Genomic DNA, 24,856 nt, shown 5'->3' on the forward strand with positions numbered 1-24,856 from the left:
CAATTTCTCTGCGAAATTAAGAATGCAAATATGAATTAGGGAAAACTTTGCATTTAGGTATTTAAATGACAGATTTTTTGTAAAGGTTGTCATTAGTCATTAGTCATTGGTCATCATGTAAGGGACTTCCAAATAAAAAATATTCAATTAACTTTTGTGGGGTGGGCAACATACATGAGCGCCCAGTTGATATGGCTCTCATGTCGCCCACCCCACAATATTGGATAATTTATTTCTTGGAGTTCCCTAACCAAGAATAAATGACAAATGACAAATAAAAGATGAATTGCGTAAATCCTCCACAGAAAGTGAGTAGTCGCTCTGGAAATTTGTCATGTTCCAGAAAATTACTTGACTTCATGATTTTTGCGTAGTTTAGAAGATGAGACGTAATGCAAACTTGGATTCGTAGTGGTGGGATTCGTTCTTCTGGAACTTTTTTTACAGGCGTGGCGCTGATAATGGTGACTTTATTCTCTTGGTCATCACCGTTAACAGGTACACCAAACTCGACTACAGCAACAGCCACGTCAGTCGATCAAAACAGCACTAATAATATTAACCGCTGGATTGAAATTGACTTGTCAGAGCAACGTTTACGTGCATGGGAAGGTAATAAACTTGTTCATTCATACCGCATTTCTGGAGGTAAGCGATCGACTCCCACACCCATAGGTAGATTTCGGATTAATTCTAAGTATCGTACTCATCGGATGCGAGGCAGAGACTATAATATTCCTGATGTTCCTTACACAATGTATTTCTACAGAGGGTATGCCATCCACGGCGCTTACTGGCATAAGCGTTTTGGAACTCCAGTCAGCCACGGTTGCGTAAATTTACCTGTTAAGCAAGCTCGTGATCTTTACAACTGGTCTAGCTATGGAACTTTAGTAGTGGTGCATAAATAATTCGTAATTCGTAATTAAGAGTTGCAATTATGAATTATTGTAATGATGAATTGATCATTACAATAATTCTAATCTTGATGTGTGGACAGGTGCGTTTATGGAGTGAACGTACCTGTAAACATATACTGGTAGACTAAAAATACATTTTCAAGGGAATTCAGGAGCTATGAGCCAATACGGTTCAGTTAAGGCTGAAAGTCGTGTAAATTAAGCATTGTCCCAAGAACGAAAATGAGGGTGTGGTGCATCTCAAAGATTTCTCATTGATGTCTCTAGAGATACAAAGTGGTGACGTACTAAAAGCGATCGCTTAGGCTTCTCTTTGCATCTACACTTGCTAAACTAATTTCAAATCTTGAATAAAAGCAGCGAAAAAACAACCATAGAATTATGGCTCAAATCTTAGTTGAAACCTATATTCCGCTCATCGGACAGTGGAGAAATAATTATATGGAGCTAACTGGGTCAATTTTATGGAAAACTCTTATGAATTAGTCGCTGAATTATTGATACTAAATCCTAATAAGCGTAAGTACTACCAGCAAGGAGAGAGGGCTATGAGGCTTATCCTATCTGCATCCTAGCCCTTTTTGTAGCCCCGCAAGTACCTATAGTTCCTGTGTCGCAAGGTTTTCAGCGATTTTTCTCGCTATTTCCCGACAGGTCTATTGAGTATCCGCTTACGATCGCTAGAGCAAATGCATCTAAAGCACAATAATCCTTTAATACTTGGGTTTGGGCATTTGATGATTTAGGAACCTATCCCACTAATGCCAGATTGTAGTAATCTATTTTTTGGCAAGAGGTTGGATGTATTAGTGATGGCTGGACGTTTTGAGGGATTGAGCGACCTAGAATGGAAGCTATTTGAGGATATATTTCCTAAGCAGGCATCCAAACGTGGTAAAGGAATGCCTCATGCACCGTATCGCTATGTATTAAATAGTCTGTTATACATTCTGATAACTGGATGTCGATGGTGTGACCTTCCACGAGGGGATATATGGGCATCGAAAAGCTCATCCCATCGATGGTTAAAGCGATGGCGTTCTGATGGGACATTTGAATATATACAAGGACGTGTATTAGCGATCGCTAATGAGAAGGGGCTTATAAACTGGGACTTTGGGGCTGTTGACGGCTCTTTTTCCCCCGCTCAATGGGAGGAGGTGAAGAAGTTGCGTATGGAGGGAAAGGGAAAGGTGTTCTTATCCATACACTTACCGAAGGTGGTGGAATGCCCTTGGCTAATTGCACTACCCCAGCCAATGGCAACGAGAGAGAACAAGTAATACCTCTACTCGATAAAGTTAAACTTAAAACATTAAAACGTGGCAGACCACGTAAGCGAATCAAAGTACTAGCTGCTGATAAAGGTTACGACTCGAAACAAAAACGCGCTGACCTGCGGAAACGAGGTATTCGTCCTCAAATCCCGAAACGAGTTTGGAAAACCAAGAAAAATAGAGGAAGACCAATCAAAATCTCTGTTCCTAGATTTCAGCAAGAACGGTGTTTTGCTTGGTATCAGCGCAAATACCGCCGTCTCGTTGTTAGATGGGAACGTCAAAAAGTTTACTTCGATGCATTCATTGACCTTGCTACAATCCACATCTGGATTAACAAAATATTATTAGTGGGATAGGTTCAGGCTATTTTTTCATCAAGATCCTTATCTACGAGGAGTTTCAGAAAATACGTGCCTTTGCCTTGCGATCGCAAAGTCTTTGCAAGTCAAAAGCTCGTCGCTTGAATCATTTTATAACCATGATGAAAATTATCTACAATTATAACTATATAGTAATATAGGTTATATATGAAATTGAATCCTTATGTCAAAGACCCTTTCTCCAAAAAATACTTCAGAAATCCTTGCTCCCGTTGCAGAGTATTTTAAGGTACTCTCTGAAACCAGTCGCTTACAGATTTTGAGTTGTCTCAGAACCGGGCCGATGAACGTTACCGAAATGGGTGAAGCTACGGGTTTAGGACAAGCGAATCTCTCAAAACACTTAAAAGTGTTGACCCAAGCAGGTTTGGTGTCCCGTCAGCAAAAGGGAGTTAGCGTCTACTATGGGATCAGTGACCCTGTAATTTTTGAATTATGTGAATTAGTTTGCGATCGCATTGGTAACCAAATACAAAAACGGACTAAAGAATTTGAACAGATCAAAGCCTTTAGCACCCTCTCAAAATAACTATTTCCTCAGTCAAGCTGAGGAAATGGTTAATTAGTGAAGGCTTGGGTGTGGGAGTGCTGACTGGGTTGGTTGGTGTTGGTGGTGGGTTTGTGATCGTGCCAGCTTTGGTACTGTTGGGAAATGTACCAATGAAACAGGCGATCGGCACATCGTTGCTGATCATTGCGTTTAATTCATTTGCAGGCTTTTTGGGCTACTTGGGACATATATCTTTAAATTGGAACCTCATATTGTCTTTTATTGTCGCAGCCAGTGCAGGTACAATTCCCCGTGCATATTTGGCTCAATTTATTCCAGCTAATAGACTTCAGAAAAGTTTTGGTTATTTTTTGCTTGCGATCGCGGCTTTGGTTTTGATGCAGAATCGTCAGCAACCGCGATCGCCCAGATAGAAAATCATCGCAACGCCCGACTAATCACAAAAATAACTCCTCTAACGCTGAAACTCAACCCAAGTAAAATCTGCCGAGGCTTATCTTTTTTATAACTATTTAGTTATACAATTTAGGTGTGTGGTGCTTCTCCACTATGCTGCCACAGAAAAATACTTAGTGTTTAGTGTTTTAGTAGTTTTTTACCATATAACCCTTTGCGCTTCCCGTAAAGTAGACACTAAAACACTAAGAAGACATTTTATCTGCTGGTAACTTTTAAAACTCCATAGTTAAGAAATTAAAAATCAAATATGACAACACTTCCACCGCTACTTATTGGTAAACATATTGCCCGCTACCCAATTATTCAAGGGGGAATGGGAATCAGAATTTCTGGCGCGAATCTGGCTGGTGCTGTGGCTAATGCAGGTGGCATTGGTATTGTATCCGCCGTGGGATTAGGACTCAATTCTCCTTATTTTGCGATTAAACAGCGAAAACATCAGCTATTTGAAGCAAATCGCTTGGCGTTAATTGATGAACTCCAGAAAGCTCGTCAAATCAGTCCAAATGGGGTGATTGGGATTAATTCGATGGTGGTAGCGCGAGATAATGAAACTCTGGTACGTACAGCCGTGGAACATGGTGTGAATTTAGTAATTTCTGGTGCTGGCTTACCATTGCATCTACCTGAATATACAGAGAGCTATCCAGATGTGGCACTAGTACCGATTGTTTCTAGTACCCGCGCTGCTAAGGTGATTTGCCGGAAGTGGGAACGTAATTATGGACGTTTACCTGATGCCTTTGTGGTGGAGAACCCAAATACAGCAGGGGGTCATTTAGGTGCAAAATACCAAGAGTTAGGAAATGTTGCCTTAAATGCGGAGCAAGTAATTCCAGAATTGGTGGAATATCTGCGTTCGGAAGTGGGTACAGATATTCCTGTGATTGCAGCAGGTGGAGTTTGGAACCGTGCTGATATCGATCGGATGTTGGCTTTAGGTGCAAAAGGGGTACAAATGGGGACTCGCTTTATTACCACCGATGAATGTGATGCAGATATTAATTATAAAGAGTTTCATCTTCATGCCAGTCCCGAAGATGTGGTAATTGTCCCTTCTCCTGTGGGAATGCCGGGAAGGGCATTAAAAAATAGTTTTGTGAAAAAAGCGATCGCGAATTCTCCAGATTTAGAAAAGCGCTGTATCGCTAACTGCTTAGAGGTTTGCCAATGCCGAGATCATCAAGAAACCTATTGTATTATTCAGGCATTAGATAAAGCTGCTCGTGGTGATGTGGAAAACGGTTTAATTTTTGCGGGTAGTAATGCTGGACGTGCCGAATGCATGATGTCTGTTGCAGAATTAATTGGGGAACTTGTCAGCTAATTAAGGTTGAGTATGCGAACTAAGGTGTACCGTCAAGCTGTGATGGGATTGAAACCGATAAGAAATTTAAACCCTTTCCCCCCGCCCCTTATCCCCAGAGGGGACCCCACCTTCCCCCTTACCCTTTACCCCGCCAAGTTCACTTGGCGAACTACTAGCAACATCTTTACCGAAGCTGCCAAACCTGAACCCAATGTTGGGCAATACAACCTTCAGCCGACGCTACCAGAGGGTGTTCACCACACAACTGTAATTTATTTATTGGCTAAAACAAATTGGTGAAAAATTGCCAGACGCACCACCAACCGAGGAGATTCCCGAAGTGGGAGAACTGGATGAACTAGATTTAAAGTATAGAGAAATACTCGTGATTAACTGATTCATCCCGCATTTATGCAACGCCAGCTAAATTAGTGTGGCAGCAACTTGATAATTTTATGTCTGTCTAATTTTTTACCCTTCTGTGGGTTCGCAAGCAGTCTCAAGAGCAGTTTACATATCTGCAATATCTGCGAAATACACCTGCGAAATGCGTAGGTGTATTTCACTGAACTGGAGGAATCGGTGCAGAGGTTTTTGGAGTCGTTGGGGAGGCTGTATCAGGCTTATTTGACTACTCTGGAAGAAAAAGTGTTGAGTATTTTGGAGTCGAAAATTAAAGTTTAATTATCAATCTCTTATTTACTCAAACTTATTTTCGATGGGAGCAAATAGCAAGTAATTATTCTCAAAATGAGAATTGGTGTATAGTTTGAGTTATGCCAGATTATCCTCTCAAGAGTTGCTTTATGATTGCTCTACCTGGTATTGCCATCCAAGACAAAATATACGAAAGTTCCAATTCTCTAGTTTATCGGGGCATCAGAGACGATGGAGTAGGGATCGTCGTAAAAATGCTAAAGCTTGATTATCCCTCACCTCAAGAACTAACTCGCTACAGACAGGAATATAAAATTACCCGCTCCCTAAAATTAGAAGGAGTTATCAAAGCATACAGCCAGCAGGACTATCAACGCACTCTGGTAATTCTCTTAGAAGATTTTGGGGGAGAGTCCCTAGAGCAATGTATGCACAAGCGCCCAGATATTTTTTGCCCCATGCCCTTATCCACTTTTCTCGGTGTTGCGATCGCCCTCACAGACATTCTAGGCAAAATCCATGCAGCCAATGTCATTCATAAAGATATCAACCCTGGAAACATAGTACTCAATCTGGATACTGGCGTTGTCAAAATTATTGATTTTGGGATTGCCACCCAATTTAACCGCACAAATCCGACTTTCAAAAGTCCTCATGTTTTAGAAGGGACACTTGCATACCTATCTCCAGAACAAACAGGGCGGATGAACCGTTTACTCGATTACCGCACCGATTTTTACTCCCTTGGTGTGACATTTTACGAACTGCTCACCGGACAACTACCATTTCCCACCAAAGACGTGCTGGAGCTAGTCCATTGTCATATTGCCAAACATCCTATTCCGCCTGATGAAATAAATACAACGATTCCCAAGCCAGTTTCAGATATCATTTTGAAACTGATGGCAAAAAATGCTGAAAATCGCTATCAAAGTGCCTGGGGAATCAAAGCGGATTTAGAAATCTGTGCTGAACAATTAGCACAAATCGGTCAAATCTCTAGCATTCAACTGGCGCTTCAAGACGTTTCAGATCAGTTTCAAATTCCTCAAAAACTGTATGGACGGGACAAAGAAGTTGCAATGTTACTGGCGGCGTTTGATCGCATAGCGTGTCCAGAGTTAAATTGCGTTACTTCTTTACCAAACAATTCAGAAACGACTTCACAAAGCGAACAAAGAGGCAAACCAAAATTCCAAGTCGAAATGATGTTGGTATCTGGCTATGCTGGCATTGGGAAATCTGCGTTAGTGCAAGAAATCTATAAACCAATTACCCAAAAGCGCGGCTATTTTATCTCTGGTAAATTCGATCAATTTCAGCGCAATATTCCCTACAGCGCGATCGCAGATGCTCTGCAAAAATTGGTACAGCAATTGCTTAGTGAACCAGACGAACAAGTGCAACAGTGGCGATCGCTCTTACTTACAGCTTTAGGAAACAACGGACAAATCATCATTGATATCATCCCAGAAGTTGAATTAATTATCGGCAAGCAGTCGCCTGTACCAGAAGTTGGAGCAACTGAAGCTCAAAATCGCTTTCATCGAATCTTTGGGCAGTTTGTGCGGGTATTTTGTTCAGAATCACATCCCCTGGTGATCTTCTTAGATGATTTGCAGTGGATAGACTCAGCAACGTTGAAGTTAATCGAGTTGATGCTGCTAGATGAGCAAACCCAATCACTATTTTTGATTGGAGCTTATCGAGATAATGAAGTGAAGCCAACGCATCCATTAGCATTAATGCTAGAGAGACTGCGAAAACAAGGGGTAGTACTTCAGGAAATTATCTTAGCACCCTTAACGCTCTTGCCGTTGAATCAGTTGATTGCCGAGACGCTGCATCGGAATGCAGACACAGTTTGTCCGTTAGCTGAATTGGTGTTGCGTAAAACTGAGGGCAATCCTTTTTTTGTCAATGAATTTTTGAGAATGCTGTATAGCGAAAATTTATTGACCTTTGATGCTGAAGACTTAAGCTGGCAGTGGAACATAGCTCAGATCAAAGCCCAAGATATCACTGATAATGTTGTGGAATTGATGCTGATTAAGTTGAAGAAACTGCCAGAGAATACACAGCAAATTCTCCGGTTAGCTGCTTGCGTCGGCGCTGAATTTAATTTAGATACTCTATCGATTGTTTGTGATCAAGCACCGGAAACGATTTTTCAAGATTTACTAGCAGCCATCCAAGTTGGATTAATTCAACCACTATCTGAATTAGATGAAAACTTGTTAATTCAAGAGTATAAGTTTCTACACGATCGCGTGCAGCAAGCAGCATATATCTTAATAGATAAGTTGCAAAAACAAATTGTTCATTTACAAATTGGTCGCAATCTCCTTGGAAAAACTTTGCCAGAGAGACTATCAGACCGACTGTTTGAAATTGTCGATCATCTTAATCATGGAATTGAGCTTGTCACAGATCAACCCGAACGCAATGAAATTGCTAGATTAAATTTAATCGCAGGACAGAGAGCAAAAGCTGCGATCGCGTATAGTACTGCAAAAAACTATTTAGCTACAGGAAGGAAATGGCTAGGAGCGTCTAGCTGGCAAACAGATTATGATTTGACATTAAAATTACATTTAGAAATAACAGAAGTCGCTTACTTGTGTGGTGATTTTGAGCAGGTAGAATCCTGGGCGGCGATCGTTCTACAATCAGCTCAAACAGTTCTTGATACCGTAAAAATTTATGACATTAAAATCCAAACTTACATCGCGCAGAACCATCTCTTAGAAGCAATCAATACGGCATTGCAGGTTTTACAGCAACTGGAAATTAGGTTTTGCGAACAGCCAAGTCAGTTGGATATTCAGCTTGAAATAGACGCGATCGCATCACTCTTTAACGAGATGCCGATTGAAGGGTTGAGCTATTTGCCAGAAATGGTCGAACCACATAAGTTAGAAGCAATGAGAATTCTATCAAGGATAACGACCGTTACCCAAATTGCGGCTCCTAATTTGATGCCTCTATTTGCGTCTAGGCAAGTCAGCTTGTCAATTCAGAATGGAAATGCGTCTACATCTGCTGTTGCTTATGCAAACTTTGGGTTAATTCTGTGTGGGATGGTTGGAAACATGGAGTCTGGTTACGAATTTGGGCAGCTTGCCCTAAGACTTTTGTCACAGCCATATACCCATGCAATCAAATCTCGGACTGTAACAATTGTAAATAACTTTATTACCCCGTGGAAGAAACATGTTAGGGAAACATTGCAGCAATTCTTAGAAGGCTATCAAAGTGGGCTTGAAACAGGAGATTTAGAGTTTGCTGGCTATTGTGCTCATTGTTATTGCTTTCACTCCTTTGCGGTCGGGAAAGAACTCGTGGAACTTGAACGTAAGATGACCAAGTATGGTGAAGCAATCCGTCAAATTAAACAAGAAGTAGCACTTACCTGGAATCAGGTATATCAGCAGTCTATCTTGAATTTAATCGGATGCTCAGTTAATCCATTCCGTCTAATTGGAGAAGCATACAATGAGGAAAGCAAACTGCCACAGCATAAAATAACAAATGATGGATTTGCAATCTTCAATGTACATTTGAATAAGCTTTTCCTATGCTATTTATTTTCTGAGTACAATCAAGCAGTTCAGAACTCAGATATAGCAGAGAATTATTTGCTCCAGATGACTGCTACTTTTGCTAAGGTTTTGTATTATTTCTATGATTCTTTAACTAGACTTGCAATATATCCTGAAAGCTCTGCTCAAGTACAGCCAGAAACTCTCAAAAAAGTTGCGGCTCATCAAAAAGAAATGAAACACTGGGCACACTATGCTCCGATGAATTATTTGCATAAATATTATCTAGTTGAGGCAGAGAAAGCGCGAGTTTTAGGGCGGTTGTTTGACGCAGAAGAGTTCTACGAACAAGCAATTCTTGGTGCTAGAGACAATGAGTACATTCAAGAAGAAGCCTTAGCCTACGAATTAGCTGCCAAACATTATCTGGTGCGGGGTCGGGAAAAAATTGCCCAAACCTATATGAAAGAAGCTCACTATTGCTATGAGCGTTGGGGAGCAACTGCGAAAGTGAGAGATTTAGAAGCTCGCTATCCGCAGTTATTTTCTCATTTATCCAGCGTGGCTTCCACAGCAATCCGCACTACTGCTGGAACCACCTCTAATACCTCACACATCGCTTTTGATTTAACAACAGTGATGAAGGCAACTCAGGCAATTTCGAGCGAAATTGAACTAGATCAGCTGCTCCGTTCCTTGATGAAGATATTAATCGAAAATGCTGGCGCACAAACAGGATTTTTGATTTTGGAAAACTCAGGAAAATGGGTGATTGAAGCGTCTAGTGAACTTAATGAGGGTGAGAATGTCTATGCTACACAAGTGCTGCAATCTATCCCAATTGCAAATCATCTACCTGAATCAATTATTAATTATGTTATTCGTACTCATGAATCTGTCATCTTAAATGATGCTACTCGTGAAGGTAATTTTATTAATGAGCCATATATTCAACAGAATCAAACTCAATCAATTTTATGTTTACCTCTGCTCAATCAAGGTAAGCTAGTGGGCGTGTTGTATCTAGAAAATAAATTAGCGGCTGGGGCATTTACACCGGAGCAATCGCAAATTCTCAGCCTACTTTCTACGCAGGCAGCGATCGCGCTCGAAAATGCCAAACTCTATGCAAAGCTTCGGGCAAGCGAAAGCAGGATGACTCAATTTTTAGAAGCAGTTCCGGTGGGCATTGGCATCGTTAATGCAGAGGGTCGCCCTTATTACGCCAATCAACGGGGCATTCAACTCATGGGTAAAGGGATTGATCCTACTGTGCCGCCGGAGCAAATTTCAGAGGCTTATCAATTTTATGTGACGGGAACAAATCAAATTTATCCGAGTGAGAAACTACCAGTCATCCGGGCATTGAGCGAGGAACGTACTACGGTTGATGATATGGATATTCGCCAAAACAATGCAATCATTCCAGTTGAGGTATGGGGGACTCCAATCTTTGACGAACAGGGCAAGGTAGCTTATGCGATTGTAGCCTTTCAAGATATCACCCAGCGCAAACAAGCAGAGAAACTCTTAGCCGACTACAACCAAACGTTAGAACAGCAAATCACTGAGCGGACTTTGCTCCTTTGGCAAGAAATTGAAGAGCGCCAACGAGTGGAGAATGCCTTGCGACAGAGTGAAGAGCAACGCAGACTGACGATGGACTTCACGTACATCGGTAGTTGGAACTGGAATATCACAGAGAACAAAGTAGATTGGAACGACAATCATGCTCGATTGCTGGGGTTAGTTCCCGGTGAGGTTGAGAGCAGCTATCAGGCATGGCGCGATCGCGTTTATCCAGAAGACATTCATCGGGTTGAGCAAGCTGTTACAACAGCTCTAGCAACTCATACTGATTTTGAAGCTGAATACCGAGTGATTTACCCAGATAATAGTATTCACTGGCTCGTTGGCAGAGGTCGAGGCATTTATAACGAAGCCGGACAGCCAGTGCAAATGTTGGGGGTAATTCTGGATATTAGCGATCGCAAACGAGCTGAGCAAGCCTCCATTCTGGAAGAACGCAACCGGATGGCACGGGAAATTCATGATACACTAGCTCAATCTTTTACAGGTATTCTGCTTCAAGTTGGAGCAGTAACACAAGTGCTGGCGGATGACCTGGAAGCAACCCAAGTACATCTGGAAATGATTGAGGAACTAGCACGCGCTGGGCTAGCAGGGGCACGGCGATCCGTATCAGCACTCCGTCCACGGCTACTAGAAGAAGGTAATTTAGAAAGTGCCCTGCATCGGATAGTGGCTCAAATGCGAGCAACGACCGACACGACTCTGATTTGCGAAACTCAGGGTACAGCCTATTCCTTACCAACCGAAGTGGAGAATAACTTACTCAGAATTGGGCAGGAAGCATTAACCAATGCGATTAAATACGCTTATGCTGGCGAAATTATGGTTGAGTTGGTGTACAACGAGACACAGTGTATCTTAAGGGTTAAAGACGATGGCAGGGGCTTTGGAGTAGGTAGTATTCCTTTAAGCGGTGGGTTTGGCTTATTAGGAATGAGCGAACGGGCAGAGCGCATTGGTGCACAACTAACAATTCAAAGCCAACCGGCTCAAGGAACAGAAATTATTGTCACTATCAATCGAGAGTGAGAATTACAATGAGCCAATCCACTAAGATTAAACTGCTAATTGTTGATGACCATGCCATAGTCAGAAAGGGTCTAGCAACCATCATTAACCGCGATCCAGAAATGACAGTGATCGCTCAAGCTGAAGATGGGCAACAGGCGATCGACGCGTTTCGAGAATACCAACCTGATGTCACGCTAATGGATTTACGAATGCCCAAAATGGGGGGTGTTGAAGCCATTATGGCGATTTGTGCTGAATTTCAGCAGGCTCGGATCGCGGTACTCACAACTTACGATGGCGATGAAGATATCTATCGCGGTTTACAGGCGGGCGCTCAAGGCTATCTGCTTAAGGATTCTAAACTTGGGGAGCTTTTGAATGCGATTCGCGCCATTCATAATGGTCAGAAATACATTCCGCCAGAAGTGGGCGCAAAATTATTGCAGCGAATGAGCAATCCAGAACTCAGTGAACGAGAGTTGGAAGTGCTGCGTTTGATGGCACAAGGAATGGGTAATCAAGAAATTGGGACTGCTTTGATTATTGGTGAAAGTACCGTCAAATCGCATGTAAATCGGATTTTGAGCAAACTGGGCGTGAGCGATCGCACACAAGCCGTGATTACTGCTGTTAAGCGTGGGATTGTCAGTTTGTAAGTTGTGCTAAAGTTGGTATCCAAATTCCAACTTTAGTTGGAGACAACCTTCCACTGCGAGACGGACGGGTTCATCCATCACTCGATTGTATAAAAATGTCAACCCAGAGTGGACTACAAAAGAGGGTCAATTGTTTATATTAAATCCATAGCAACGTTAGCGCAGTTGGGTTGTAAGGCTTAAGTTTGCTTAATACAAACCGAAACATGACTTACAACCGTGATAATTATTCTTTATTTGTTCTGCCTTCAACCCAAGATCATATTCAAGGTGTACTGAATGCTGCTGTAGTATTCGTCATGTATGGAGATTATGAATGTTTTCAAAGTGCCAACGTCTATCGATTGATTAAAGTTGCCGGGCAGCAATTGAAGGTTTCGTTTGGAGAAAACAATTTAGGTTTTATCTTCCGTCACTTTCCACAAATTCAGATTCATCCACATTCTCAACGGGCAGCCCAAGCCGCAGAAGCAGCAGCGGTCCAAGGGCAGTTTTGGCAAATGCATGAGCTATTGTTCATTCATCAACAAGAATTAGAGAATGGCTATCTAGTAGAGTACGCCAATCGTTTAGGACTTGATATTTCTCATTTTTTGCAGGATTTATCCAGGGGAACGTATGTCGATCGGATCAATGCAGATATCGAAGGTGGACTGCGAAGTGGAGTGGAGGCTGCACCCGCTTTGTTTATTAATGGAATTCGCTATCTCGATCGCTGGACTGTTGAGCAGATAATGGCAGCTATTGTTGCTGCAAATGATTAAGGTTTTTGATGCTTATCTTAACAAGTATTTCATCGGGGAGTATTTCACAATTTCTATACGGACGACAAGAACTAGTAGTCTGCCAACCCAAAAATGTGCTTGTGAGGACTGGGGAAAGGGGAAAGGGAAAAGGGTAAGAGATTTAAACCCTTTCCCCCCGCCCCTTATCCCCAGAGGGGACCCCACCTTCCCCCTTACCCTTTACCCCGCCAAGTTCACTTGGCGAACTACTAGAGATTTCAGCAATTAATTTAGCAAGAATATAGAGGCGATCGCCATGATGGTTTTTACATGGAAAAAAGTTCAAAAATTGTTGCTGTGGTTATTTGCATTAAGTGTTGTCGTTGGAATATCAATGCATCCAACACCAGCCACCTCCAAGGAATTACCTCAAGCGTCCAGCTCTAAACCTGCGATCGTTCTCGTTCATGGGGCTTATGCTGATGGTACATCATGGCAACACGTTATTCCATTGTTAGAGCAGGATGGCTACAGAGTGACTGCTGTGCAGATTCCGCTCACCTCACTTGCTGATGATGTGGCAACAACGAAGCGGGTGATTAATAATCAAAAAGGTTCTGTTGTAGTAGTTGGACATTCCTATGGTGGAAATGTGATTACGGGTGCGGCGGCTGGCAATCCACAGGTGAAAGCTCTGGTTTATGTTAATGCTTTTGCACCAGATGTCGGTGAAAAGACGAGTGATTTGAATAAAAGGTACGCAGCTCCTCCGATTAGTACGGCGATTGTATCTGATGCTGCAAACTTTCTCTATATTGATCGCGGGAAGTTTCACGAATTTTTTGCCCAAGACGTATCAAAGGCTGAAGCACGAGTGATGGCAGCAACCCAAAAGCCGATCGCTAGCGCAGCATTTGAGCAATCAGTGAATGAAATCGCTTGGAAAACGATTCCTTCCTGGTTTATCGTGACTCAAAGCGATCGGGCCATCAACCCTGAACTTCAACGATTTATGGCTAAACGGATTAATGCTAAGACAACCGAAGTTAACTCCAGTCATGTTCCTTTTATCTCTCATCCAAAAGAAGTTACCAAAGTGATTGAAGCAGCCAGCACGGCTCTGTGAAGTCATCCCAATCCTAAGAGAAAAAGTTTCTCGGTACATACAAATAAAACAGACCTAATTATTGACTCTAGGAGATCCGATCGTGCCGACTCAAAATACAGACATCACTGAAGTCGATGGCAGTCAAACCTTATTGCATAAACATGGATATGAAATTCAGCAGTATGGTACTCTTCGTGATTTGCCAATTGTTCTCAACACCAGTGCCCGCAACGAAAGTTGTGTTTTAGTCAATCAAATTTTGGCAGATACGATTATTCTCTATCACCTTTACAAGAAACATCACTGGTTGATGCGCGGACATACGTTTTATCAACTGCATCTGTTGCTTGACAAACACGCCAGCGAACAAATTGAGTTAATTGATGCACTGGGTGAACGAGTACAAACACTCGGAGGCGTGGCGATCGCTGACCCACGTCATGTAGCAGAAGTTACTAAGATTAAGCGTCCGCCCAATGGTGTTGAGGAAGTACCTGTGATGTTGTCGCGGTTACTAGAAGCCCACGAATTGATCGTTGGGGAATTGAGAGTGGCGATCGATAAAACAGCAGCGAATCAAGATAGTGGTACTAACGATTTGTTAGTGAGCCAAGTGCTGCGAACCAATGAGACGCAAGTTTGGTTTCTGGCAGAACATTTGGTGGATACACCATTGGTACGCAGTTAAATTCAGCGATCGCTCTTTAAATCAGTTCATTCTTGACTTTGGCGGACGCTATTTCGAGGACAGTAATGAAGCCACTCTCGTCACCAACGGGAACGGCTATATGAGCGGAGTTGCCCCCTATGTCCTGAACCCAAACAATGCCGATCGGCTCTGGGAGGCTCACAGAGCCGATGATTTTCAGAGTTCATAACACCCTTTATGCCGCTTGAAAACTGATTTATCACTTAAAAGGAACTCAAAACTATGAATTCACAAACAGCTCAAACCATCACTACTGCTGACGAGTCGGTAATCCGTGCTTTCCATCGCCAGATGATTGATGCTTGGAATCGTGGTAGCGGCGAAGGCTTCGCTGCCCCGTTCAGCGAGACTGCTGATTTTATCACATTCGAGGGCACGCATCTCAAGGGTCGAAAAGAAATCGCTGCATTTCATCAGCAAGCGTTCGATACAGTTGTCAAAGGAACACGCCTAGAGGGTGAGGTGGATTTTGTCCGCTTCGTGAACTCGCAACTCGCGCTCATGCTCGTAGTTATCAGGGTAATACTGCCCGGACAAACCGAAACTTCACCGTCACGAGATTCGCTGCCGCTATACGTCGTAACGAAAGGCGAGGAAGGTTGGCAGATCGAAGGGTTACTCAATACCCGGAAGTTATCGCTAGAACGTCAATTTTTCTTAGACGACTTTGACTCACTGAGCGCAGAGGCTCAACGTCAAGTGACCGACCTCATTGCAAGTCTCAAGCAGCCTCATTAAGCAGATCAATCAAAGGAGATGTAAGGAATGGCACGCTTGTTAAGATACAAAAGGCGATCGCCCTTGCTCCCCAATACGGGTTGACTATTCTTCCTGCTGACTCCACTCTCCATTAGTAATTGACCGCTTTAAACCCAACAATCAAAGGATTAGCATAATGGGAAAACTAGAAGGAAAAATCGCTCTTGTCACGGGTGGCAACAGTGGTATCGGTCTTGCCACAGCTAAACAGTTTGTTGCTGAAGGTGCCTATGTCTACATCACGGGTCGTCGCCAAGTTGAACTGGATGCTGCTGTAGAAGCCATTGGTAAAAATGTTACGGCTGTGCAGAGTGATGTTTCTAATCTGGCAGACCTCGATCGTCTGTTTGCCACCATTAAGCAAGAACAAGGACACCTCGATATCATCTTCGCTAATGCTGGCAGTGGACAAATTGCCCCACTTGGAGCAATCACTGAGGAACACTTTGACAAAACATTCAACGTAAACGTCAAAGGTTTGCTGTTCACTGTACAAAAGGCACTGCCACTGTTGCCAGAGGGCGCTTCTATTATCCTGAATGCTTCGATTACTTCTATAAAAGGTACGCCAGCTTTCAGTGTTTACAGCGCCACCAAAGCCGCCGTGAGATCATTTGCTCGGAATTGGATACTCGACCTCAGAGAACGCAAGATCCGAGTGAATGCCATTAGCCCTGGTGTAGTTCCGACTCCTGGGTACGATCATTTGGGACTGAATGACCAGCAGTTGCAAGAATTCGTGGATAGCCAAGCTGCCACTATTCCATTAGGGCGAGTCGGCACACCCGATGAGATTGCCAAAGCAGTTGTCTTTCTCGCTTCAGATGACAGCAGCTTTGTGAACGGTATTGAGTTGTTTGTCGATGGCGGTATGGCACAGATTTGAAGTCCAAAAGGCTTTTATCACTTACTAAGAGTAATCCCATGACTACATATCGCACCGTTTCGATTAATGGTTTAGATATCTTTTATCGTGAAGCTGGTTCTCGTGATAATCCGACGATTCTGTTATTGCACGGCTTCCCAACGTCGTCTCACATGTTCCGCAATCTTATACCTGCCCTCGCTGATAAATTCCATCTCGTTGCTCCTGACTATCCTGGCTACGGCAACAGTTCCACGCCAAGTGTAAATGAGTTTGATTACACGTTTGATAATTTGGCTGAGATTGTGGAAAAATTTATTGCTGCGATCGCTCTCAAAAAGTACAGCCTTTATGTGATGGATTATGGCGCGCCGATCGGCTATCGGATTGCCGCTAAATATCCAGAGCGCGTGCAATCTTTGATTGTTCAAAATGGCAATGCTTACGAAGAAGGTCTACGCGAATTCTGGGAGCCGATTAAGGCATACTGGCAAGAGCGATCGCCTGAGAATGCTGAAAAGCTCAAATATCTTGTCACCCTGGAAGCGACGAAGTGGCAATATACCAATGGTGTTCGCAATCTAGAAGCGATCAGCCCCGATACCTGGACTATTGATCAACATTTCCTCGATCGCCCTGGCAACGGTGAGATTCAACTGGCCCTGCTGTACAGCTATGGTACGAATCCACCGCTCTATCCCCAATGGCAAGAGTATTTCCGCCAGTATCAACCCCCTACCCTGATTGTTTGGGGCAAGAACGACTACATCTTTCCTGCTGACGGTGCTTATCCCTACCAGCGTGACTTGAAAGACGTTGAGTTCCATCTACTCGATACCGGACATTTTGCCCTGGAAGAAGAAGGAGATGCGATCGCAAACTATATCGATCAATTTCTCACATCACGACTGCAATCCGTTCTCACCTGAGAGATGGAAATAATGGATTATTCCAGCATGGCTCATGCTCAAGTATAAACCTTTGAATAACAATATTTTAGAGAATTGGTATGACAAGAACAGAAGCTTTCATCCATCGCAACGATATCTAAGGAGATCGACATGACAACAACGAGCAATTCCGATTTTGCTGCCCACGAGGCACTACGCCTGCTCGGTCCCGATCCCGAAAACTGGGTGCCCGATCGCGCTGGTATCGATCACAATATCACTATAATAGGTGGCAGCGGTAGCGGTAGCACCTTTGTATTTGCGCTACGACGTGCTGGGATCGGTCGTGTGACGGAGATCGATGCAGCCGATGACGAGGCTCATGCAGGCGTGTGGTTGACGCGAGCGCGGATGAGAACGCTCCGCACACCGAAACATCTGCCTGGGCCAGAACTAGGCATCCCAGAATTGTCCTTTCAAGCCTGGTACGAAGCGCGGCACGGGGCGGCAGCCTACGCAGAGATCGATCGCATTGAGCGAGTAGCTTGGGCTGAGTACCTCAGTTGGTATCGGCACTTCCTCGGTATCCAGGTTCGTTACCAGACGAAGTTGTTGCGGATTGAACCAGTCGCAGATTTCTTCCGCCTACACCTTGAGGTAAACGGTGTCCCGCAGATAGAGACTACGCGCAAAATTATCTTCGCCAATGGCGTGGCTGGCACGGGTGGTCCGTACATACCTCCAATACTGGCTGACTTACCCCGCACGTTGTACGCACATACCGCCGATGCCATCGATTTTGAAGCACTGCGTGGTAAGACTGTGGCGGTGCTGGGTGCGGCGGCTTCAGCTTTCGATGCAGCAGCAGTGGCGCTGGAATCGGGAGCTAAGGCAGTACATCTATTTGTACGGCGATCAGCGATCGCATCTCTGTCAGTCCTTCGGGTACGGGATTACCCTGGTGCTTACGACAACTATCCCCAACTACCCGATGCAGCCCGATGGTTCCAGGCTTGGCACTTTCGTCAAGCAGGCACCGCGCCACCCCCGAACTCGATTAAGCGAGCGATCGCTTTCCCGAACTTTCACATCCATCTATCTGCACCTTGGAAATCGGCACGGAAACTGGGCGATGCGGAAGCCGCCGCCAAAGGCGAACGCATTGCCATCGAGGTGAACGATGATGTTTTCGAGTTTGATTTTGCGATCGCTGGCACTGGTTACTTCGTTGATCCAACCAAGCGTCCCGAACTAGCCGACTTTGCCCAGCATATTGCCCTCTGGCGCGATCGCTACCAGCCACCAGAAGACCTGTACGACGACGGTTTGGGGGCACATCCTTACCTCGGTAGCGCCCACGAATACCAAGAAAAAGTACCTGGCACTGCCCCTTACCTGAAAGACATTCACGTATTTAATCCTGCTGGTTTGGTCAGCTTCGGATTGCCGGTTGGTGACATCCATAGCATTCGCCGCGACGTACCTGCAATAGTATCGCGCATCAGTCACGACTTGTTCTTTAAGGACTGGGCGCATCATGAGGCACGGATCACAGGCGATATTGCCCCCGATTTTGAGGACTCGCTCTATGCTGCTGCGGTGTGGAAACAACCGATCGAGGCAGCGACCCGCTAGTAGTCTGCCAACCCAAAAATGCTGGGTGAGGGCTGGGGAAAGGGGAAAGGGGAAAGGGTAAGGGATTTAAAACCTTTCCCCCTTACCCTTTACCCTTTACCCCGCCAAGTGAATTTGGCGAACTACTAGGAGTCCCATTTCAACAGATTGTTTACTAATTATCAAAGGAGAATGTCATGGTTGCTCAAGTAAATTCACAAGCAAAGATTTTGGAAGTTGCAGACGATCCACGTCTTTCTAAAGGAGTGAAGGCATTTTTGAAAGTGCTGAACTCAGGAGGTGTGCCTCTAGAGACATTACCTCCACTCGAAGCACGTCAAGTTCTCGTGGATGCACAGGCTTCCGTTCCAGTAGACCTTTCAGGCATTGAAGAGTCTGAGAAGAAAATTATCGCCGACGGTTATTCGATTACGCTCAATATCGTGCGACCGGAAGGTATCAAAGACACATTGCCTGTTTTCATCTTTATTCATGGTGGTGGTTGGGTGTTGGGTGATTATCCAACACACAAGCGTATGGTGCGCGATCTGGTTGTGCTTTCAGGGTTTGCAGGGGTCTTTGTCAACTACACGCGCACGCCAGATGCTCAGTACCCACAGGCGATCAATGAGATTTATGCTGCAACCAAATGGGTTGCCGAGCATGGTGAGGAGATTGGGGTGGATGGCAAGAATCTGGCAGTGGTCGGCAACAGTGTCGGCGGAAATATGACAGCAGTCACTGCTTTGAAGGCGAAAGAAAACGGAGGACCACACATCAAGTTACATATCATGATGTGGCCGATCGTCGATGCCGATTTTGAAACGAATTCTTATCATCAATTCGGTGACAAACGGTACCTAACCGTACCCACGATGAAGTGGATGTATGACCTGTACATCCCTGACCCAGAAAAGCGCAAAGACATCTACGCATCTCCCTTACAAGCGACGGTTGAGCAACTAAAAGGCTTGCCTCCAGCGTTAATTGTGGTTGCAGAGAGCGATATTTTGCATGACGAAGGCACAGCCTACGGACGCAAGCTCAATGAAGCTGGGGTAGAGGTGACAACGGTGCAGTACAACGGCATGATTCATGACTTTGGACTGCTCAATGGTTTAGCCGATCTGCCAGAAGTTCGCTCTCTGTTTGTTCAAGCTGCTGCCCAATTGAAGAAACATCTCCAATAGGATGCGATCGATGTTTTTGGGGAAAGGAAAAGACGCTCTTCCATCGCTTTGCTGCTTACCGAGTTATACCAATTCGCAATGGGCTACGCTAACGCAATTAAAAAACTTAGAGGCAGCAAAGCTTTGGTGGGTTTGCATCTGTATCAGATTTTTCGTGAAATGGTATTACCTGCTATGAACAGCCACACACCGAGCGCTAGGGACATTATCGGATCATCACCGTTGATTGCGATTGAAAACGAAGCACCACCCAAGCTGATTGTCGATCCACCGCTTCCCGAACCACTGGCACAGGGACGTGTCTTCATCCAGTACCGGACGGAGAATTTGCGTGTGTTGCCAGTGTTTGGCAAAGGTGCCCTCGAAGTATCGCCGCGCATCGGTCATATCCACATCACCGTTGACGACGCGCCGTGGCACTTTGTCGATGCCAGTGGAGAGACGGTGATCCTGGTCGGACTGGAACCTGGCGCGCACAAGGTGCTGATCGAACTAGCTGACCCCACGCACAAAGTAATCACTAGCGAAACTGTGGAGTTCACGCTGCCCGATCTTAAGAAATCATCATGAAAAAACTAGTAGTCTGCCAACCCAAAAATGCTAAGTGAGGACTGGGGAAAGAGGAAAGGGAAAAGGATAAGAGATTTAAACCTTTTCCCCCCGCCCCTTATCCCCAGAGGGGACCCCACCTTCCCCCTTACCCTTTACCCCGCCAAGTTCACTTGGCGAACTACTAGTAGTCCGTCAAGCCAACTTTGCTGGGTGAGACAGATTTTTGGTAAGCTAATTGAAATCTAGCAATATATATTTATGGTAAAAAAGTATACTGTAAATTTGAGTACAGAAGAAGCAGAAAAACTGCGATCGCTAATCAAAACAGGTAAGAGTAAAGCAAGAACTATTACTCGTGCCCACATTCTTCTAATGGCTTCTGAGGGTGAAACCGATGCTACTATTGCAGATAGACTACGAGTCAGCGTCTCAACAGTTGAGCGCACCCGCGCCAAGTTGATCAAAAGTGGAATTGAGGGTACACTCAATGACCGTCCTCATCCACCTAAACCACGGAAGCTTGATGGTTTTAAAGAAGCATTTTTGATTGCTACAGCTTGTTCTGACCCACCGTCTGGACGCACACGATGGACACTAAAACTTTTAGCAGACCGGATAGTAAGAATAGAAGTTGTGGATTCTATTAGTTATGAAACTGTGCGTTCCTATTTAAAAAAAACGATGTCAAGCCGTGGTTAAAAGAACAATGGTGTATCCCCAAGGTTGATGCAGAGTATGTTTTACGGATGGAAGACTTGTTAGATTTATACGGCGAACCATTAGACCCAAAACGTCCGGTAGTCTGTTTCGATGAACGTCCGTATCAATTGTTAGAAGACGTTAGGGAATCATTACCAGCCGAACCAGAACAACCTCTTCGTTATGATTACGAGTATAAAAGAAACGGTAGTGTCAATATATTTGCTTTTTTCAACCATTAGCGGGTTGGCGACATATGGAAGTGACACAACAAAGAACAAAAGTAGATTTTGCCTTTCAAATGAAGAATTTGGTAGATATTTATCACCGCGATGCTGATGTTATTCGTCTAGTAGTCGATAACCTGAACACACATAATCCAGCATCTTTATATGAAGTTTTTTCCCCTGAAGAAGCTCGTCGGATTGTTCAAAAATTAGAGTTTCACTATACACCAAAACATGCTTCTTGGTTAAATCAAGTTGAGATTGAATTCTCTGTTTTATCTCGACAGTGTTTAGAACGACGCATAAAAAACGTACAGACATTATCTTCTGAAATCGCCACTTGGGAACAACAACGGAATGATGCATGTACCAGTGTAAATTGGCGCTTTAAAACCAATGATGCACGGAGAAAGATGGAGCGGTTATACCCAACCATCTCACCCAGCAAAGTTGACTTGACAGACTACTAGAGGGAAAAATCGCAGTTGTGACGGGGGCATCTGCGGAAATGCTGCACATCGCGGGTGGTAGTCATTGATCTGTATTAAACTGCTTTTGAGGTAATTTGGTCGGCACGCACTTACAGCAGAATTCAGAATCCAGAAGTAAAACAGGGTTTATACCTGGCTTTGGGACTTAGTTTGTGTACTCCACCAACTTGAAATCTGCTGTAATTTTAATCTAACCATGCTGAGACGAATGGCACTAAGAAAAGGCGAAAGGCTTGTGTCATCTCGTTCCCAGTCTTCAGACTGGGAATGTATTCCAAGAGGCTCTGCCTCTGGTCAGCCCACTGGAGGCGGAGCCTCCGAGAATGGGTTCCCAGCCTCCAGGCTGGGAACCAGTTAGGGCAAAGCTTATAGCTTTTCTTAGTGCCATTCTATGCTGAGACGTTGGCAAAGCCTCTCGGAACGAGAATCGCGATTCTACCGTTTACATACTATGAACAATGAACAACCCCGAAAATCCTCGACTACCCCTGCCGCCTTTTGATAATGAATCCGCCATCCAAAAAGTCCGAATTGCAGAGGATGCTTGGAATACACGTAACCCTGAACTAGTATCACTCGCTTACACGTCTGATAGCGTTTGGCGCAACCGTTCAGAATTTCTATGTGGTCGTGAGGCGATCGTCCAGTTCTTAACACGTAAGTGGCTTAAAGAATTAGACTACCGTCTGATCAAAGAGCTTTGGGCTTTTCAAGACAACCGAATTGCTGTCCGATTTGCTTACGAATGGCATGATGATTCCGGCAACTGGTTTCGTTCTTACGGCAATGAGAATTGGGAATTCGATGAACATGGATTTATGCGATGGCGTATTGCCAGCATCAACGACCTGCCAATTCTGAAGAGCGAACGCAAATACCACTGGATACTAGGTCGTCGTCCTGACGATCATCCCGGATTGTCTGACCTCAATCTTTGAGAAGCTGAAGCAACGACCATATTACCCAGTTTTTATTCTGTAAGAAATCCACTGCTATGAATGCAAACAACGGCATCATCAACCAGATCAGCCCGTATGCAGTGCCTGCAACCATTGATCGATTAGAAGCCATCCTTCAAGCAAAAGGCATCACCGTTTTTGCCCGCATCGATCAACAGGCTGAAGCCGAAAAAGTCGGACTTAGCCTACCTCCGACGCAGTTGTTGCTGTTCGGCAACCCGAAAACCGGAACTCCCCTCATGGTGGCAGAACCAACGATCGCCCTGGATTTACCCCTGAAAATACTGTCATGGGAGGCGACTGACGGCAAAGTTTGGGTGAGTTACAACGATCCCAATTACTTGAAACAGCGCTTTTCTCTCTCCGATGAATTGATGAAAAATATCGCTATCATTGCACCTTTAATCCATCAAGCACTTGTTTAATTAACTTATTACTGTTGCTAATATCACTCAGCTTTATACTCGTGAGCAGAACAATCCAGAATTACTTCACCAAGCTGCTCAACTAGAAGCCTTACCCGAAAGCTGGCGCGACTACTTCCAGGAACAAAGTCGCTCTGATATTGCATCTGGGTAAAAATGACGAGTTTGTGTCACCAACTGCTCAAGCGTCCATTCAGCAAGGACTGAAAGACAACCCCCTGGTAACAATCTATCGCTATGAAGGAGTGAGTTATGGGTTTAGTCGCGTGGGTAGTTCCGCTTATCGCCAAGAAGCCGCAGAATTAGCGCGCGATCGCACCTTGGCATTTTTGAAACAGCATTTAGGCAGTGGGGTCAAAGTCTGAAATAGGGCTACTGAACGATAATTCGCCCACCGCGATCGCTCTGGCAACCAAGATATTCTGATTCTGAATCACTGGGAAAACGCTGCATATCGCGAGTGGTTTTAAGAAAGAGAACGGTGAAAATCAACAATCAAGGAAAAAACCATGAATATCAACAAGAATGACACCGCAATAGTCGTCATCGATCCGCAAAACGATGTCTTGAGCGAAAAAGGGGTTTCCTGGGATTTGGTGGGTGAGAGTGTTAAGGATAACAACACCGTCGAGAACATCGAGCGAATCTTCAAAGCCGCAAAGCAGTATGAATTCGAGGTTTTTATCTCCCCTCACTATTACTACCCCACCGACCATAATTGGAAATTTGCCGGCAACCTAGAGCAAATGATGCTTGAGGTTAAGGAGTTCGATCGCCGTGGTGCGTTGAGCCTAGATGGATTTCTGGGATCGGGTGCTGACTGGCTCGCTCGCTATAAGCCCTTCATTGAGGATGGTAAGACGATTGTGGCCAGTCCTCACAAAGTCTATGGGCCGCAAACTAACGACCTGGTTTTACAACTACGTAAACGCAACATCAGCAAAGTCATTCTACTCGGAATGTTGGCAAATCTTTGTGTTGAAGCTCACCTACGCGAATTGCTCGAACAGGGATTTGAGGTTCTTGTTGTCAAGGATGCAACAGCAGCCCCTCGGCATCCAGAACTGGGCGACGGCTATAAAGCAGCACTGATCAACTTTGGGTATATCGCCAATGCAGTTCTGTCTACAGACGAGGTTGTAGCAGCAATGGAGTAATCATCAAACTCATTAATTTTACAACACTCATGAAAACATCTGCGTTGTGAAAGAAGTGTTAGTTGTCGTCCTAGTGATACATGATGCAGCAAACCAGATCGCACAAACATAATTCATACAAACAAAAGGAGAATCTCATCGCATCTATCTCCCAAAAATTAACAGAAC

At 44.4% G+C, this 24,856-nt stretch carries 22 protein-coding genes and 4 pseudogenes; all 26 read left to right on the top strand.

Going from position 1 to position 24,856, the window contains the following annotated elements; translation table 11 throughout:
- Window positions 1-392 precede the first annotated feature (392 nt).
- The 26 genes and pseudogenes from FD723_RS31105 (at window position 393) to FD723_RS31230 (ending at window position 24,688) form a co-directional block, all read left to right on the top strand.
- Entirely contained in the window at window positions 393-911 is a 519-nt protein-coding gene (locus FD723_RS31105; RefSeq protein WP_179068787.1) for a L,D-transpeptidase, read from the top strand.
- 446 nt (window positions 912-1,357) lie between these two features.
- Window positions 1,358-1,495, top strand: a pseudogene (locus tag FD723_RS31110) (IS4 family transposase); the annotation flags it as partial.
- A gap of 186 nt (window positions 1,496-1,681) precedes the next feature.
- Entirely contained in the window at window positions 1,682-2,203 is a 522-nt protein-coding gene (locus FD723_RS43250) for a transposase (RefSeq protein WP_256874985.1), read from the top strand.
- Entirely contained in the window at window positions 2,149-2,556 is a 408-nt protein-coding gene (locus FD723_RS31120) for a transposase (protein ID WP_256874986.1), read from the top strand. Before FD723_RS43250 ends, FD723_RS31120 begins: the two co-directional genes overlap by 55 nt.
- 187 nt (window positions 2,557-2,743) lie before the next feature.
- Entirely contained in the window at window positions 2,744-3,109 is a 366-nt protein-coding gene (locus FD723_RS31125; RefSeq protein ID WP_179068789.1) for a helix-turn-helix transcriptional regulator, read from the top strand.
- A gap of 26 nt (window positions 3,110-3,135) precedes the next feature.
- Window positions 3,136-3,504: pseudogene (locus FD723_RS31130) on the top strand (sulfite exporter TauE/SafE family protein); the annotation flags it as partial.
- A gap of 293 nt (window positions 3,505-3,797) precedes the next feature.
- Window positions 3,798-4,877: a nitronate monooxygenase family protein gene (locus FD723_RS31135; RefSeq protein WP_179068790.1), complete on the top strand. Its 1,080-nt coding sequence runs from the start codon at window positions 3,798-3,800 to the stop codon at window positions 4,875-4,877.
- A 228-nt stretch (window positions 4,878-5,105) separates the two neighbouring features.
- Window positions 5,106-5,223, top strand: a pseudogene (locus tag FD723_RS31140) (IS1 family transposase); the annotation flags it as partial.
- A 412-nt stretch (window positions 5,224-5,635) separates the two neighbouring features.
- A complete protein-coding gene (locus tag FD723_RS31145) occupies window positions 5,636-11,680 on the top strand; it encodes an AAA family ATPase (RefSeq protein WP_256874987.1) in 6,045 nt (2,014 codons plus the stop codon).
- An 8-nt stretch (window positions 11,681-11,688) separates the two neighbouring features.
- Window positions 11,689-12,318 carry a response regulator transcription factor gene (locus FD723_RS31150; protein ID WP_179068791.1) on the top strand — a complete coding sequence of 210 codons (630 nt, stop codon included), beginning with the start codon at window positions 11,689-11,691 and terminating at the stop codon, window positions 12,316-12,318.
- A 206-nt stretch (window positions 12,319-12,524) separates the two neighbouring features.
- Window positions 12,525-13,082 carry a DsbA family protein gene (locus FD723_RS31155; protein WP_179068792.1) on the top strand — a complete coding sequence of 186 codons (558 nt, stop codon included), beginning with the start codon at window positions 12,525-12,527 and terminating at the stop codon, window positions 13,080-13,082.
- A 277-nt stretch (window positions 13,083-13,359) separates the two neighbouring features.
- Window positions 13,360-14,169 carry an alpha/beta fold hydrolase gene (locus FD723_RS31160; protein ID WP_179068793.1) on the top strand — a complete coding sequence of 270 codons (810 nt, stop codon included), beginning with the start codon at window positions 13,360-13,362 and terminating at the stop codon, window positions 14,167-14,169.
- 82 nt (window positions 14,170-14,251) lie between these two features.
- On the top strand, window positions 14,252-14,839 hold the full coding sequence (locus FD723_RS31165; protein WP_218651770.1) for a Dps family protein: 588 nt from the start codon (window positions 14,252-14,254) through the stop codon (window positions 14,837-14,839).
- Complete coding sequence (locus FD723_RS31170; protein ID WP_179063525.1) at window positions 14,778-15,029, top strand: hypothetical protein; 252 nt, start codon at window positions 14,778-14,780, stop codon at window positions 15,027-15,029. Before FD723_RS31165 ends, FD723_RS31170 begins: the two co-directional genes overlap by 62 nt.
- 53 nt (window positions 15,030-15,082) lie before the next feature.
- A complete protein-coding gene (locus FD723_RS31175; protein WP_179068794.1) occupies window positions 15,083-15,598 on the top strand; it encodes an SgcJ/EcaC family oxidoreductase in 516 nt (171 codons plus the stop codon).
- Window positions 15,599-15,755: 157 nt separating this feature from the next.
- The gene (locus tag FD723_RS31180) at window positions 15,756-16,505 is read left to right on the top strand and encodes a glucose 1-dehydrogenase (protein ID WP_179068795.1); all 750 of its coding nucleotides are present in this window, start codon (window positions 15,756-15,758) and stop codon (window positions 16,503-16,505) included.
- Between the two features lie 38 nt (window positions 16,506-16,543).
- Window positions 16,544-17,413, top strand: a complete 870-nt coding sequence (locus FD723_RS31185) for an alpha/beta fold hydrolase (RefSeq protein ID WP_179068796.1) — start codon at window positions 16,544-16,546, stop codon at window positions 17,411-17,413.
- Window positions 17,414-17,545: 132 nt separating this feature from the next.
- Window positions 17,546-19,009 (top strand): NAD(P)-binding domain-containing protein, encoded by a 1,464-nt coding sequence (locus tag FD723_RS31190; protein ID WP_179068797.1) that lies wholly within the window; start codon window positions 17,546-17,548, stop codon window positions 19,007-19,009.
- A gap of 176 nt (window positions 19,010-19,185) precedes the next feature.
- Complete coding sequence (locus FD723_RS31195; protein ID WP_179068798.1) at window positions 19,186-20,178, top strand: alpha/beta hydrolase; 993 nt, start codon at window positions 19,186-19,188, stop codon at window positions 20,176-20,178.
- A gap of 78 nt (window positions 20,179-20,256) precedes the next feature.
- A complete protein-coding gene (locus FD723_RS31200) occupies window positions 20,257-20,748 on the top strand; it encodes a DUF6130 family protein (RefSeq protein ID WP_218651771.1) in 492 nt (163 codons plus the stop codon).
- Between the two features lie 240 nt (window positions 20,749-20,988).
- Window positions 20,989-22,126: pseudogene (locus tag FD723_RS31205) on the top strand (IS630 family transposase).
- Window positions 22,127-22,605: 479 nt separating this feature from the next.
- Entirely contained in the window at window positions 22,606-23,085 is a 480-nt protein-coding gene (locus FD723_RS31210; protein WP_179068799.1) for a nuclear transport factor 2 family protein, read from the top strand.
- A gap of 101 nt (window positions 23,086-23,186) precedes the next feature.
- Window positions 23,187-23,531 carry a DUF302 domain-containing protein gene (locus FD723_RS31215; RefSeq protein ID WP_179068800.1) on the top strand — a complete coding sequence of 115 codons (345 nt, stop codon included), beginning with the start codon at window positions 23,187-23,189 and terminating at the stop codon, window positions 23,529-23,531.
- Window positions 23,532-23,553: 22 nt separating this feature from the next.
- Window positions 23,554-23,685, top strand: coding sequence for a 3-alpha domain-containing protein (locus FD723_RS31220; protein WP_256875238.1), 132 nt, complete (start codon window positions 23,554-23,556; stop codon window positions 23,683-23,685).
- A 13-nt stretch (window positions 23,686-23,698) separates the two neighbouring features.
- Complete coding sequence (locus FD723_RS31225; protein ID WP_256874988.1) at window positions 23,699-23,896, top strand: dienelactone hydrolase family protein; 198 nt, start codon at window positions 23,699-23,701, stop codon at window positions 23,894-23,896.
- Between the two features lie 144 nt (window positions 23,897-24,040).
- Complete coding sequence (locus tag FD723_RS31230) at window positions 24,041-24,688, top strand: cysteine hydrolase (protein ID WP_179068802.1); 648 nt, start codon at window positions 24,041-24,043, stop codon at window positions 24,686-24,688.
- The last annotated feature ends 168 nt before the right edge of the window (window positions 24,689-24,856 follow it).

Origin of the sequence: Nostoc sp. C052 (assembly GCF_013393905.1) — a bacterium.
Taxonomy (GTDB): Bacteria; Cyanobacteriota; Cyanobacteriia; order Cyanobacteriales; family Nostocaceae; genus Nostoc.

Excerpts from the sequence above, each read along its gene's own strand:
- FD723_RS31120 (WP_256874986.1), top strand. The coding sequence starts at position 2,149 with ATGCCCTTGGCTAATTGCACTACCCCAGCCAATGGCAACGAGAGAGAA.
- FD723_RS31200 (WP_218651771.1), top strand. The coding sequence starts at position 20,257 with ATGGGCTACGCTAACGCAATTAAAAAACTTAGAGGCAGCAAAGCTTTG.
- FD723_RS31190 (WP_179068797.1), top strand. The coding sequence starts at position 17,546 with ATGACAACAACGAGCAATTCCGATTTTGCTGCCCACGAGGCACTACGC.
- FD723_RS43250 (WP_256874985.1), top strand. The coding sequence starts at position 1,682 with ATGCCAGATTGTAGTAATCTATTTTTTGGCAAGAGGTTGGATGTATTA.
- FD723_RS31150 (WP_179068791.1), top strand. The coding sequence starts at position 11,689 with ATGAGCCAATCCACTAAGATTAAACTGCTAATTGTTGATGACCATGCC.
- FD723_RS31230 (WP_179068802.1), top strand. The coding sequence starts at position 24,041 with ATGAATATCAACAAGAATGACACCGCAATAGTCGTCATCGATCCGCAA.
- FD723_RS31155 (WP_179068792.1), top strand. The coding sequence starts at position 12,525 with ATGACTTACAACCGTGATAATTATTCTTTATTTGTTCTGCCTTCAACC.
- FD723_RS31170 (WP_179063525.1), top strand. The coding sequence starts at position 14,778 with ATGAGACGCAAGTTTGGTTTCTGGCAGAACATTTGGTGGATACACCAT.
- FD723_RS31160 (WP_179068793.1), top strand. The coding sequence starts at position 13,360 with ATGATGGTTTTTACATGGAAAAAAGTTCAAAAATTGTTGCTGTGGTTA.
- FD723_RS31185 (WP_179068796.1), top strand. The coding sequence starts at position 16,544 with ATGACTACATATCGCACCGTTTCGATTAATGGTTTAGATATCTTTTAT.
- FD723_RS31180 (WP_179068795.1), top strand. The coding sequence starts at position 15,756 with ATGGGAAAACTAGAAGGAAAAATCGCTCTTGTCACGGGTGGCAACAGT.
- FD723_RS31210 (WP_179068799.1), top strand. The coding sequence starts at position 22,606 with ATGAACAACCCCGAAAATCCTCGACTACCCCTGCCGCCTTTTGATAAT.
- FD723_RS31175 (WP_179068794.1), top strand. The coding sequence starts at position 15,083 with ATGAATTCACAAACAGCTCAAACCATCACTACTGCTGACGAGTCGGTA.
- FD723_RS31195 (WP_179068798.1), top strand. The coding sequence starts at position 19,186 with ATGGTTGCTCAAGTAAATTCACAAGCAAAGATTTTGGAAGTTGCAGAC.
- FD723_RS31135 (WP_179068790.1), top strand. The coding sequence starts at position 3,798 with ATGACAACACTTCCACCGCTACTTATTGGTAAACATATTGCCCGCTAC.
- FD723_RS31145 (WP_256874987.1), top strand. The coding sequence starts at position 5,636 with ATGCCAGATTATCCTCTCAAGAGTTGCTTTATGATTGCTCTACCTGGT.
- FD723_RS31125 (WP_179068789.1), top strand. The coding sequence starts at position 2,744 with ATGTCAAAGACCCTTTCTCCAAAAAATACTTCAGAAATCCTTGCTCCC.
- FD723_RS31105 (WP_179068787.1), top strand. The coding sequence starts at position 393 with ATGCAAACTTGGATTCGTAGTGGTGGGATTCGTTCTTCTGGAACTTTT.